The following is a 12,305-nucleotide window of genomic DNA, read 5'->3' as shown; positions in this document are numbered from 1 at the left end:
GGTTCGCGCGGAACGGACCCGCAGGACGGTGGATGTCAGCGCCGGACGGAACCGGGTAGGGCCGGACCGGCGTCGGCGCGGACCACAGCGTCGGCATCAGCCGGGGCCGGGGCGCCGAACGGACGGCCCAGCAGGCCACGGCGATGGGCCCACCGCTCGAAGCCCAGCGTGGCGAACGGCGGAACCGCGCAGACCAACGCGGCCACGATGGTGAGCCAGCCCCAGCGGTACAGCCGGGCGACGAGCAGGACCAGGCCGACGTAGGCGACGAAGAGACCGCCGTGCAGCGGTCCGAAGATCTGCACCCCGATCTCGTTTCCCGGCGGGCCGTACTTGACCGCCATTCCGATCAGCAGCGCCAACCAGGAGATCGCCTCGGCGATCGCCGCCAGGACGAAGAGTCTCGCCGCCGTACGGTGCATCCGCGTCCTTCCGCAGGTCCGGCCGTGTCGGGACGGGCCGACGCGAACGGCCGGCGGTCCGGCTGACAGCTTAGGTGACCACGGTCCGCCGGCCGGACCGACCGGGCCGCCGGGGGAAGCGGACCGGAGTCGACTGCCGGCGGGACTCACTCTTCCGGATGAACCAGGGAGAAACCGCCTACGTCTGGAGGAGTACAGGTGATGCCGACCACCGGGTGACGCCAGAACGGCCTTTTCGGCGGATCATGGAGGTTATGACGGTTCATGGTCTCGGGGGCCGACCGTGATCGCGCTCGTACTGGCGATTGCTCTGTCGGTGGCCTCGGCGGCGGCCTACGCGGCCGCCGCGGTACTACAGGAACGACTCGCCGCCCAGGCCGGTGCGGCGACGGCCACCGGGCGGGGCTACCTCGCCACCGTCCTCGGTCGCGCCGGCTGGTGGGGTTCGGTGGCCCTGAACGGCACCGGCGCCGCCCTGCACGTGGCCGCGCTGACCTACGGTCCGCTCTCCGTCGTGCAGCCGCTGGGCGTACTGACGCTGGTCCTCGCGCTGCCGATCGGGGCGGCGGCGATGGGCCGCCGGGCCTCCGGCCGGCAGTGGCTCGGCGCCGGTGCGACCGTGGCCGGCCTGGCCCTGTTGCTGGCGTTGACGCTGCCCGGAGCCGGCGACCACGAGCTCACCACCGGGCAGGGTTGGCTCCTGGCCGGCGTGGCGACCGCGCTGGTCGCCGGCCTGGTGCTGGCGGGCCGGACACGCCGTTCCGCCCTGCCGCGCAGCCTGCTCACCGCGACCGCGGCCGGGATCGCCTTCGCGGTCGCCTCCGCGGTCACCCAGGTCGTGTCCCGACTCGTCGGCTCGGCCGGATCGGTCTGGTCGACCGCCGGCCTGATGGTGGCGCTGGCCGGAATGGCCACCGCCGGGCTGCTGCTGTCCCAGGTCGCCTACCGGGGCGTGGGCCTGGGCGCACCGCTGGCAACGGTCACCCTGGCCAATCCCGTCGCGTCGGCGGCGATCGCGATGCTGCTGCTCGGCGAGCGGACCGCGGGTGGGGGTCTGGGCGCGCTCGCCGCACTGGCCGGCGCCGGTATCGCGGCCTGGGGCGTGCTGCTGCTCGCCGCCGCCGACCGCGCCGCGCCGACCGGTGGAAGGACCCGGGCCAGGCGCCGGAACGGCCGGGTACCGGCACGGTTCAGGGGCGCAGTACGGTTTCCCTGGACGGCGAACCGGTCGGCACCCGCAATCCGCTGCTCGGTCTCCCCGACCCGTGCTGGGCGGACAGCCACAGCGCCACCAGCCAGACGACACCGATCACGGCGACGATCGCCATCCCAAGCCCTTCCAGCGCCGGCATCAGCGCCCCCTGGGTCGGGGTCGGCTCCCCCAGTGAGCCATCCAGGCTGACCCGGTTGTCGCGGGTCCCGGTGAGGAACAGGGTCAGGAACAGGGCGATGACGTGCATCGCGTCCCAGAGCGCGTGGAGCAGCGCCACCCCCAGGTAGGCGAACAGGAGCCGGATCCCGACCACGAAATGGTCCCGGCTGCTCGCGGAGAAGAGCACGCCGCCGAGGATCGCGGTCCACAGCCCGTGCCCGACCGGCGCCACCAGGCCACGGAGGATCTCCGTCTGCACCACCTGTACCACCGAGAGCCCCTGCACGGTGAAGAGCGCGATGAAGGCGTAACCGGCCGACTCCAGCGCCGAGAAGCCGAAGCCGACGGCGGCACCGAGGATCATCCCGTCCCGGACGGTCTTGGCCGCCAGATGCCGGGTCAGCAGCGCCAGGGCGGCTAGCTTGGCGGCCTCCTCGATCAGACCCACACCCAGGAACAGCAGCACCGACGGGCGCAGCAGGTACGACTCCAGCACCGCGGAGGCGAGTACCCCGAGCACCCCACCGGCGAGGAAGGTGCCGAAGACCAGCGAGACGGTGACCTCGCCGGTGTCCCGTCGCTGGAAGGCCCACGCCACGAAGGTGACCGGCACCAGGAAGCTGCCCAGCAGCACCAACGTGGGCAGCAGCGTCGGGTTCCCGGTCAGGAAGATGGCTCCGACCGTGGCGAGCCAGAGCCCGAGACCACCGAGAAAGATCCGCAACCACTGCCGGCGCGGGGTGACCGGGACCGCCGCCGTCCACTGCCTGCCGACGCCGTCCATCACGCCTCCGCCGCATCGATCGGGGTCCGGGCTCCGGGCGTACCCGCTGGCGGTGCGGTCGAACGTGCCTCCGGCCCCGCCGGCCCGTGGACCGGACAGCCGTCGCCTGCCGCCCCGGTGAGGTCCGGACGCGCCGGGCTCAGAGTTTCAGCACCACCTTGGTGCAGTCGTCCTGCTTCTGCCGGAACATCTCGTATCCGATCGGTGCGTCCTCGAGCCGGAGCCGGTGCGTGATGACGAAGCTCGGATCGATCTCGCCCCGGCGGATCCGGTCCAACAGCATGCGGGTGTAGCGCTGCACGTGACACTGGCCGGTACGCACCGTCAGAGAGCGGTTCATCAGCGACCCGATCGGGAACTTGTCCACGAACCCGCCGTACGCCCCGATGATCGAAACCGTACCGCCGTTGCGACAGCTCATGATCGCCTCGCGGAGCGCGTGCGGCCGGTCCGTCTCCAGCCGAACGGACTGTTTGGCCCGGTCGTAGCCGTGCAGCACCGCCGACGAGTGGTGTCCCTCCATCCCGACCGCGTCGATGCAGGCGTCCGGGCCCCGACCGCCGGTCATCTCCCGGAGCGTCTCGATGACGTCGACCTCCTCGTAGTTCAACGGCTCCGCCCCGGCCTGCTCCCGGGCCATCCGCAGCCGGTACGGAAACCGGTCGATCGCGATCACCCGTTCGGCACCGAGCAGGTAGGCGCTGCGCATGGCCAACAGACCCACCGCCCCCGCGCCCCAGACCGCGATGACCTCTCCGCCCTTGATCCCGCACATCTCGGCGCCCATGTACCCGGTCGGAAAGACGTCGGAGAGGAGGAGCACCTTCTCGTCCGGCAGGTCGTCCTCGACCTTGATCGGGCCGATGTCGGCGAACGGCACCCTGGCGTACTCCGCCTGGCCGCCGGCGTACCCGCCGAGCATGTGCGAGTAGCCGTAGATCCCGCCCGGCGCGTGCCCGAACAACCGCTCGGCGACCCCGGCGTTGGGGTTGGAGTTCTCGCAGACCGAGTAGAGACCGGACTGGCAGGCCGCACAGTTGCCACAGGCGATCGGGAACGGCACCACCACCCGGTCGCCGATCCGCAGGTTGTGCACATCCGGCCCGATCTCGACGACCTCGCCCATGAACTCGTGCCCGAGCACGTCGCCCTTCTTCATGCTGGGGATGTACCCGTGGAACAGGTGCAGGTCGGAGCCGCAGATGGCGGAGCTGGTGACCCGTACGACGGCATCCCGGGAATTCATGATCTTCGGGTCGGGAACCTCCTCCACAGCGAGACTCTCCCGGCCCTGCCAGCAGTTCGCCTTCATCGTGTCCTCCCGGAGTGTCGGCGCGGGGTCAACGAGGCAGTCGTGCGGCCCGGGGGCGCGCCGGCGTCTGCAGCACCTGCTGCCGGGTGGACGTCCCCGCCGGGCTCCCGTCCGACCGGACCACCTCACCCGTCTCCATGACCTGCTTGAACCGGCGCAGATCGTCCCGGATCTGCTGCTCGGGCTCCTCGCCGAAGAGCTTCGCCACGGCTCGACCCACCGCGCCGCCCGGCGGGGCGTACGCCAGTTCGACCCGGACCTCGGTACCCCGGCCGCCCGCCGCGCGGGCGAACCGCACCCGTCCCGCGTTGGGGACCCGGGCGCCCCGGACCGAACGCCAGCTGATCATCTCGCTGAGATGGTCCTCCACCACCTCCGCGTCCCATTCGACACGTCGGCCGGCCGGCCCCTTGACGGTCCAGTGCGACCGCCCGTCCCCGTCGGAGCGGACCGACTCCAGGTGGTACATGAACCGGGGCAGGTTCTCGAAGTCCCGCCAGAACCGGTAGACCTCGTCCGCCGAGCGGTTGATCGTCACCGTCGCGCTGGCCCGTACGGCCCGGCGTCGCGCCCCGGCCGCCCGGGTGCTCAACACCCCGGCAAGTACGTCGACCGCCGTGATGCCGGCGACGACCGCCAGGGTCGCCCCGAGTCGCTGCCGCCGCCGACCCTGCCGGTCCCGCATGGCATTGGCGAGCGCGGCCAGGTCCATGGCGTCCCCGGCGACCCGGGTCCAGACCCAGCCGGACGGGTGGCGGCCGACCAGGAGTCCGACGGCGGACAGCAGTTCGCGGGCGCCGATCCCCGGCAGCACGGTGGTCCGGGCGATCATCGAGTCGTCGACCCCGATCAGCCGGCCGACCTGGGACGGTGCACCGATCGCGGCGGCACCGAGGCCGAGGCTCAGCAGGCCGAGTGACCGTGGCAGGAGGCGGCGACCGGTTCCGTCGGGGACCTCCATCGGCGTTCCGCGCATTGTTTCCACCGTCGCCCTCGCCTGATCTCGTCGTGGACGTCTTTCCCAGACTCACCGTATCGAGGTGAACACGAGGTGCATTCGAAAGCACCAAAACCGGTTCCTCGGAGCAGCGCCGGGGTCGTCCTGCCGGAGGCGGTGGTCGCCGGGACCAACACCGCGACCGTCACGCACTCGGTGCTCCAGCACCAGACCAGCGGGATCCTGATGCCGTTGGTCGGCCCCGGTTCGGCCGGCTCTGGGCCGGGCCGACCGGACCGGGCCGGCATCGCGGCACGGGTCGGCCTACTTACTGGCCGACCTTGATGCCCGGCTCCCCGGCGGTGAACTGGATGACCTGGCGCGGTTCCCGTCCCGGCACGTTCGGGCCGCGCATCTTGCCGATCGGCAGGATGACCCGGCGGAAGGTGCCCTCCAGCATCATCGCCGTCGCCGTGTACCAGGCGATCACCGAGGAGCCGATGAAGATGTAGGCGCCGGCCGTCCGCCAGCCCGAGACGTCGGCGATCTGGCCGACCGCCTGGCAGGTGGATCCGGCGGCCAGGCTCGCCAGCACGAGGGTCAGACCGATGTTCTCCGCCAACGCGGCGAACGCCCCGGACCAGGTGATCGCCGCGAGTGCGGCGAACCAGAAGCCGAGCGCCACGAACGGCGCCGGTTGGACCAGTACCCCGGTAGCGATCAGCAGGTAGAGCAGCCCGTAGGCGAGCCAGAACGCTCCCCAGATGCCATGCATGGCCGTGGCCAACCCGTCCCGGGCCCGGTACGCCCACATTCCGGCGAGGAACTGCGCGAGTCCGCCCAGGAGCGCGGCGAACGGGAACAGGAACGTCTGCGTGCCGATGTCGCCGTACCAGCCTGCGAGGTTCGTGGCGACGACGAAGGTGGCGCCCGCGTAACCGAAGAGTCCCAGAATTGATGGCGCGGCCACCGGCTGGAGCGAAATCTGTGCGTGGTTGCGCCAGAATTCGAACTCGCCGTCATGACTAGGTTGTGCCGATCGTGACATGTGGGTCATCACAGGCTCCCTCTACGCGGCGGTTCACACCGCCTTCGCACCGCGTCGACGCGGTCGGACACGTAGCCGCCGACTACCCAGAGCGAGAGCCATTACACGGAACGCAGTTCCGGGGCGATGCCGGTCCACCCGACCCCAGAACTCGGCACCGGTCACCCGAAGAACAGAACGGCCGGCCGCCGACACGCGGTGCGCATCGACGGCCGGCGGACGAACAGGCTCGAACGGGACCTGATCAGCGCTTCTCGACCGGTACGTAGTCCCGCTCGGCCGCGCCGGTGTAGACCTGCCGAGGGCGACCGATCTTCGTCTCCGGGTCGGAGATCATCTCGCGCCACTGGGCGATCCAGCCGGGCAACCGGCCCAGCGCGAACAGCACGGTGAACATCTTCGTCGGGAACCCCATGGCCTTGTAGATCAGCCCGGTGTAGAAGTCGACGTTCGGGTAGAGCCGACGGGACACGAAGTAGTCGTCGGCGAGGGCGATCTCCTCCAGTTGCATCGCGAGGTCCAGCAACGGGTCCGGCTTGTTCATCCGGGCGAGGACGTCCTGGGCAGCCTGCTTCACGATGGCGGCCCGGGGGTCGTAGTTCTTGTAGACCCGGTGTCCGAAGCCCATCAGCTTGACGCCCGGCTCCTTGTTCTTCACCCGCCGGACGAAGCCCGGCACGTCACCGCCGCCGGCCCGGATCTCGTCCAGCATCTCCAGCACCGCCTGGTTGGCACCGCCGTGCAGCGGGCCGAACAGCGCGTTCACTCCGGCCGAGACCGAGGCGAACAGGTTGGCCTGGCTCGAACCGACCAGCCGGACGGTGGACGTGGAGCAGTTCTGCTCGTGGTCGGCGTGCAGGACGAAGAGCATGTCGAGGATGCGGGCCACGACCGGGTCGACCTCGTACGGCTCGGCAGGAACCCCGAAGGTCATCCGGAGGAAGTTCTGCACGTAACCGAGCGAGTTGTCCGGGTAGAGCATCGCCTGCCCGATCGACTTCTTGTAGGCGTACGAGGCGATCGTCGGCACCTTGGCCATCAACCGGACCGTGGAGATCTCCACGTGCTCTCGGTCGAACGGGTCGAGGCTGTCCTGGTAGAACGTCGAGATCGCGCTCACCGCGGAGGACAGCACCGCCATCGGGTGCGCGTCGCGCGGGAAGCCGTCGAAGAACCGTCGCATCTCCTCGTGCAGCAGGGAGTGCCGGCGGATCCACTCGTCGAACTCGGCGAGTTGCTGTGCGGTCGGCAGCTCGCCGTAGATCAGCAGGTAGGAGACTTCCAGGAAGGAGGAGTTCGCCGCCAACTGCTCGATGGGGTAGCCACGGTAGCGCAGGATGCCCGCGTCACCGTCGATGTAGGTGATCTCGGAGGAGCAGGCGGCCGTGTTGACGAAACCGGGGTCGTAGGTGACGAAACCCGTCTCCTTCAACAGGTTGCCCGTTGCGATACCGGACGGGCCATCGACCGCGGGCTTGACCGGTATCGACAGCTGCCCGCTCGGGTGGTCGAGTTTGACATCCGTCATGTGATCCTCGCTTCGCCGGCGAAATCTACGCTGAATTGCCTTCACTTTTACGGTAATCGTGCAGGGTAGCGGAGCACTCGCGGTGGTCGCTCGGTGAGTGATGCATCACGCCGGTCACAGGTAGGCGACTTCGCCGCAACCTGCTAGTCCCGGCGCCGGAATCCAGGTCTTCCCACGAATGGACGCAAGCAACGGACGCGGGCGGGCAGAACGACGAGACCGCCGAAGATCCGGCGGACGATCCCGGCAACTCGGCCGGTCGACGTCAGTCGCGCAGCGGACGCAGCACGGACCCCTCGGCGACCTGGTACACCTGCACCTCGTTCCGGCCCGGCCTGAACAGCGACTCGTCCGGCAGCAGGGCCGCGAACCGCTGGCCGCCCGGGTCCGGAGAGACCACCGGGGCGACCGCGCCGATCCGGCCGTTGACCGCGACCGCCAGCAGCGTGCCGTTGCGTACCGAGTTCGGCACGGTGCCGTAGACCAACGCCGGCAGCCGCCCACCCGCCTGCTCGATCTGATCGAAATCGGTCCGGTTCCGTACCGTCACAGATCCGGCCGGCGGACCGGTCGGCAGGTCGGCGACGGATCGTCCGATCAGTTCCGGCCGGGGCTGTGGCGGCAGTACCGGTCGCGCCCGGCCGCTGAGCAGGTCGGCGAAGGTGCCGCCGGGCACCATAAGGGGATCGCCCGGCTGGTCGTGGTAGTGCTTGTCGCCCGGTGCCCGGGTGGTCCGCAGCGCCGAGACCCCGTCGGTGTGCCACGGCACCTCGACGCCCGCGAGATCGGCCACGGTCGGCAGCAGGTCGACGTGCTCCCAGTTCCGGTCGTCGACCGCACCGGCCCGCTGCCCCGGCTGCTTGATGAACATCGGAACCCACAGCACCTCGCCGGGCGCCCGGGTCACCGCGCCGAGGCCACGGCCCTGTGCCCCCGGGGTGAAACTGACCCCGTGGTCGGCGGTGAGCACCAGGAGTGCGTCGTCGTACAGGCCGGTGCTGTCCAGCCGGCGCAGCGTCTCGCCGAGCAGCCGGTCGGTGTACTCCAGTTGCAGCAGGTGTCGCCGGTGGGCCAACTCGACCCAACCCCGGCCGTCGTTGGGCATTCCGTCCGGGGACTCGTACCGGATGCCGGACGGCAGGTAGTTCCACGGCGAGTGCGGCAGCAGCAGGTGCAGGAAGTGCAGCGTCGGCCGGTCGGCGGGGCGGAGCGTGTCGAGGAAGTCGACGAACCGCGCCGGCTGGTTCTCGTCCAGGGCGCCCCACCGGAACTGCGGATCGGTCGGGGCAACCGGCTTCCCGTCCGCGCCGACCTCCCGCTGGGTGACCTCCCGGTACGAATCCTCCGGGTCACGTTGCCCGACCTCGGTCGGCGAGACGATCTGTTCGAGCAGGGTGGCGCTCTCCCGCAACAGCGTCGGCAGTCCGCCCCGGGCCGAGCTGTTCCGGTCCGGGCACTCGCTCGGCGGGCAGAGCTGGGTGATGCTCTCCTGCGCCTGGATCTCGTACGGGCCGCCGAAGGCGGTGAACAGGTTGTCCGGGTACCGCGAGTGGTGGGGTGCCTGTTTCTCCGCCGGGTACCGACCGGTCAACATCGCCGGCAGCGCGTACGGGGTGTAGCCGCTCACCCCGGTCGCGTTCCGGTACCAGGTCGACTCCCCGGCCAACCTGGCGAAGTTCGGGTACCGATGGGCGTCGATCGCGCCGTTCGCGTCGAGCAGGGATACCAGTGGAAACTCGTCCAGGATCAACATCACCACCGGCGGATGGACGTTCGCGGCGCCGGCACCACCCTTCCCGGCCCCGGACCGCTCGCCCGGCAGCACGACCGCGGAGGCCGGCGAGGCGAAGACGAAGAGCAGGACGAAGACCAACGGTCCGACCGCGGCGACCCGGAGCACCTGCCCGGTCACCTGCCAGCGCCGGTACAGGTACGCCCCGCCGGCGCCGACCACCACCGCGATCAACACCAGTGGCAGCCCACGTACGCCCGACATCTGCTTGCCGACCTGGATCGCCAGGGCGGCGAGCAGCAGACCCAGGGTCGCCGTGTGCAGCGCCGTCCGCACCGCCCGACCCGGCACCGCGCCCGCGACCCGGCGGACCAGCAGCCCGAGCAACGCCCCGACGCCCCAGAGCACCAGCGGCGGTACCAGGGTGTAGACCGCGACCAGCGACAGGATGTCGGCCCTGCCGGCACCGTGGAAGAGGAAGAAGTCGGGACTCTTGCCGGTGATGTCGAGCAGCGGTTGGGTGATGACCAGGCCGCACAGCGCCACGACCTCCACCAACGCCCGCAACTCCGTCCGGCGGTAGGACGGCGCCCGACCGGCTTGCGACGCCCCGCCGTCCGTCGCCGTCGCGGCGGCCGGCTCCGACGCCGTCCCGGCGTCAGACGCCGTGGCCGTCCCGGCGTCAGACCCCGTGGCCGTCCCGTCGGCTGGCTCCGTGGCCGTCCCGGCGGCTGGCTCCGTCGCCGTCCCGGCGAGCTTCGTCGTCGCGCCGTCGGCGGGCCCGGCGCCGCTGGTCACGGCGTTGCCGGGTTCAACCTCGGTCACGCGGCGTCCCGACGTACAGGGTGCGGGTGCCCGACGCCAGCTCGGTCCGCCGCACGATCGTGCACCGCTGCGCCAGAAGCCGCTCGAACTCGTCACGGTGGTAGTCGGGGAAGATTCCTGCCGGCTTGTTCGCCAGCAGGCGTACCGCCATCGGATCGTCGGGATGCACGAACTCGACCACGAGCCGACCGTCGCCGCCAGCCGTCGGCATCAGCCCGACCAGCCAGTCGAGGATCTCCGGCAGCGGAACGTTGCGCCCGATGGCGAGGTGGTGGACGACCGCCAGTGCGAGCACCGCGTCGGCGTCGGCCCGGGCGGCGAAGGAGGCGCGTTCCACGCCGCGCCAACCGCCGCCCGGCGACGGATCCGCCAGATCCATCACCAACGGCAGGATCCGACGCTCGCCCTCAGCCGACAGCCGGCGGTAGAGCTGGTCGACCACGGCCGGGTCGCTCTCCACCGCCACCACGTAGTCGGCGTGCCGGGCGGCGAGCCGCGAGTACGTGCCGTCGTTGGCCCCGAGGTCCAGCACCAGTCCCGGCCGCCCCGCCTCGGTGAGCGCCGTGGCGACGAACTCCTCCTTCTGCTCCCGGTCGGCGTCCGAGTAGGTGCAGGTTTCCCGGTAGTCCGACCAGTGGCTCTGCGGAGGCTGCCAGTCCAGCCGGCGGACCAGTTTGTCGATCGCCCGGAGGGTGGCCAGCACCAGTTCGCGGGAGAAGCCGGCGTCCTTGAGCTGCTCGCGTACCGCGCCGGTGCTGGCGCCGGCGAACCTGTTCTGCATCGCGTCGTGCAGGTGGACGTGCTTGAGTACCCCGGCCCGGAAGCGTCTGGTCCCGTCGAACAGCTTGCGCAGCTGCCCCGCCTCCAGGCCGTCGATCCGGGACCGCAGCCAGGGCTGGAAGTCCAGCCCGAGATGGGCCTGAAGCAGCAACGGATAGAGCATCGTCTGGCAGAACTGCCGGTAGCCGGCCCAGGGCTCCCCGTCCCGCGCCGGCTCGAACGAACCGATGTCGATGAAGACCGGCTCGACGCCCCGCCACTGGAGGTTGTACGCCGAGCCGTCCTTGGTGGTGAAGCCGGCCGGTACGGCCGTACGGAGGATCTCCAGGTGCAGGAGCGCGGCGTCACGCAACATCGCGAACGACCACTCGTACGGGTACGACACGAACGGGATGCGCTCGTGCCGGAGCACGGTGCTCCACTGTCCGGCCTGGCTCGCCGGGACGGCCTGTGGCTCCAGGGCCTCGGTGCCGCAGATCTTGCCCTCGGCGATCAGCCGGGGGAAGAACTCGGTCCCGACAAGTGCCTGCCAGTCCTCGGCGGCCCGTGGGCCGAGCCCGCGCAGGATCTGCCCGTCGGCGTGGAGGACGCGGTTGGCCGGATCGCGGAAGGAGCCGGGATCGGGCCGAAGATCGGTTTCGGGGGTGGTGGACGTTGCCGGAGCGGAAGACGGTGGAACCATCGGTTGTGGACCGCCCTCAGTCCTGCTCGGAGGGCTGCTTACGGAAGCGGCTGGTCAGTCTGCGCCAGTAGAGTTTCGCCGCCACCGCGACACCTGCCACACCACCGACCACCGCCTGCACGATGAGGCTGCCAGATCCCGCATCCAGGTAGGCCAGGTCCTTCATCACCGGCCTCCTCCCTTCTCTCTGCCCCCGCGCCCGAAAAAAGAGCGCCGTGTCCAGCCGCACACACCGACCGCCGGACCGTACGCCACACGACACGTCAGAACCCCGTACTCCGCCAGTCAATCGGCGAAAGCGGGGGTTCAGGTGCCGTTAAGTACACCGTACGCCGATGATCGGCCAATCGCATGGGCACCTGCGACGCTGACCGGTCAGGTCCGATTCCTTCAAGACGGCCGCCGCGACCGCTACCTACGCTGGCCGAATGACACCGAGATTTGACGTCTTCGGACTGGTCGTCGCCGACATGGCCCGCTCGCTCGCCTTCTACCGGCGGCTCGGACTGGAGATCCCGGCCGGGGCGGACGCGGAGCCGCATGTGGAGTGCACGCTGCCCGGCGGCCTCCGGCTGGCCTTCGACACGATCGCGACGATCCAGTCGTTCGACCCGGGCTACACCCATTCCACCGGGCCCGGCCGAACCAGCCTCGCGTTCCGCTGCGCCGACCCGGCCGAGGTCGACGCCACGTACGCGGCGCTGACCGAGGCCGGGTACGACGGGCATCTCAAGCCGTGGGACGCGTTCTGGGGCCAGCGGTACGCGGCCCTGCACGATCCGGACGGCAACGGCGTGGACCTCTTCGCTCCGCTGGCCGAGCAGCCCGGTCGATCCGAGCAGTCCGGTCAACCCGGATAACCCGGCCGACCCGGGTGGGGGGG

The 12,305-nt window shown here is 70.5% G+C and carries 10 protein-coding genes and 1 pseudogene; 2 read left to right on the top strand and 9 right to left on the bottom strand.

Going from position 1 to position 12,305, the window contains the following annotated elements; translation table 11 throughout:
• Window positions 1-35: 35 nt before the first annotated feature.
• On the bottom strand, window positions 36-422 hold the full coding sequence (locus I0C86_RS02525; protein ID WP_196199543.1) for a DUF3817 domain-containing protein: 387 nt from the start codon (window positions 420-422) through the stop codon (window positions 36-38).
• 283 nt (window positions 423-705) lie between these two features.
• Between I0C86_RS02525 and I0C86_RS02520 the strand changes: the two are divergent.
• A pseudogene (locus I0C86_RS02520) lies at window positions 706-1,527 on the top strand (DMT family transporter); the annotation flags it as partial.
• Window positions 1,528-1,612: 85 nt separating this feature from the next.
• On the opposite strand, the gene I0C86_RS42810 reads toward I0C86_RS02520, so the two are convergent.
• The 8 genes from I0C86_RS42810 to I0C86_RS02485 form a co-directional block, all read right to left on the bottom strand.
• A complete protein-coding gene (locus tag I0C86_RS42810) occupies window positions 1,613-2,578 on the bottom strand; it encodes a PrsW family intramembrane metalloprotease (protein ID WP_230393420.1) in 966 nt (321 codons plus the stop codon).
• A gap of 139 nt (window positions 2,579-2,717) precedes the next feature.
• Window positions 2,718-3,890, bottom strand: a complete 1,173-nt coding sequence (locus tag I0C86_RS02515; protein WP_196199541.1) for a zinc-dependent alcohol dehydrogenase — start codon at window positions 3,888-3,890, stop codon at window positions 2,718-2,720.
• Window positions 3,891-3,918: 28 nt separating this feature from the next.
• Complete coding sequence (locus I0C86_RS02510) at window positions 3,919-4,866, bottom strand: SRPBCC family protein (RefSeq protein WP_230393419.1); 948 nt, start codon at window positions 4,864-4,866, stop codon at window positions 3,919-3,921.
• 289 nt (window positions 4,867-5,155) lie between these two features.
• On the bottom strand, window positions 5,156-5,884 hold the full coding sequence (locus I0C86_RS02505) for an acetate uptake transporter family protein (RefSeq protein ID WP_196199540.1): 729 nt from the start codon (window positions 5,882-5,884) through the stop codon (window positions 5,156-5,158).
• A gap of 235 nt (window positions 5,885-6,119) precedes the next feature.
• Window positions 6,120-7,403: a citrate synthase gene (locus I0C86_RS02500; RefSeq protein WP_196199539.1), complete on the bottom strand. Its 1,284-nt coding sequence runs from the start codon at window positions 7,401-7,403 to the stop codon at window positions 6,120-6,122.
• Between the two features lie 265 nt (window positions 7,404-7,668).
• Window positions 7,669-9,933: a sulfatase-like hydrolase/transferase gene (locus I0C86_RS44840; RefSeq protein ID WP_407676258.1), complete on the bottom strand. Its 2,265-nt coding sequence runs from the start codon at window positions 9,931-9,933 to the stop codon at window positions 7,669-7,671.
• 13 nt (window positions 9,934-9,946) lie between these two features.
• Window positions 9,947-11,422 carry an SAM-dependent methyltransferase gene (locus tag I0C86_RS02490; RefSeq protein WP_196199538.1) on the bottom strand — a complete coding sequence of 492 codons (1,476 nt, stop codon included), beginning with the start codon at window positions 11,420-11,422 and terminating at the stop codon, window positions 9,947-9,949.
• A gap of 16 nt (window positions 11,423-11,438) precedes the next feature.
• Window positions 11,439-11,591, bottom strand: coding sequence for a hypothetical protein (locus tag I0C86_RS02485; RefSeq protein ID WP_196199565.1), 153 nt, complete (start codon window positions 11,589-11,591; stop codon window positions 11,439-11,441).
• 259 nt (window positions 11,592-11,850) lie between these two features.
• On the opposite strand from I0C86_RS02485, the gene I0C86_RS02480 reads away from it, so the two are divergent.
• On the top strand, window positions 11,851-12,282 hold the full coding sequence (locus tag I0C86_RS02480; RefSeq protein WP_196199537.1) for a VOC family protein: 432 nt from the start codon (window positions 11,851-11,853) through the stop codon (window positions 12,280-12,282).
• The last annotated feature ends 23 nt before the right edge of the window (window positions 12,283-12,305 follow it).

This window comes from Plantactinospora alkalitolerans (assembly GCF_015690345.1).
GTDB classification, from domain to species: domain Bacteria; phylum Actinomycetota; class Actinomycetes; order Mycobacteriales; family Micromonosporaceae; genus Plantactinospora; species Plantactinospora alkalitolerans.
Note: the sequence above shows the minus strand (reverse complement) of the source record. Positions and strands in the feature narration are given on the sequence as shown.

Coding starts and splice junctions, on each gene's coding strand:
- I0C86_RS02510 (WP_230393419.1), bottom strand. CDS start 4,866: ATGCGCGGAACGCCGATGGAGGTCCCCGACGGAACCGGTCGCCGCCTC.
- I0C86_RS02505 (WP_196199540.1), bottom strand. CDS start 5,884: ATGACCCACATGTCACGATCGGCACAACCTAGTCATGACGGCGAGTTC.
- I0C86_RS02525 (WP_196199543.1), bottom strand. CDS start 422: ATGCACCGTACGGCGGCGAGACTCTTCGTCCTGGCGGCGATCGCCGAG.
- I0C86_RS02490 (WP_196199538.1), bottom strand. CDS start 11,422: ATGGTTCCACCGTCTTCCGCTCCGGCAACGTCCACCACCCCCGAAACC.
- I0C86_RS02500 (WP_196199539.1), bottom strand. CDS start 7,403: ATGACGGATGTCAAACTCGACCACCCGAGCGGGCAGCTGTCGATACCG.
- I0C86_RS42810 (WP_230393420.1), bottom strand. CDS start 2,578: ATGGACGGCGTCGGCAGGCAGTGGACGGCGGCGGTCCCGGTCACCCCG.
- I0C86_RS02480 (WP_196199537.1), top strand. CDS start 11,851: ATGACACCGAGATTTGACGTCTTCGGACTGGTCGTCGCCGACATGGCC.
- I0C86_RS02515 (WP_196199541.1), bottom strand. CDS start 3,890: ATGAAGGCGAACTGCTGGCAGGGCCGGGAGAGTCTCGCTGTGGAGGAG.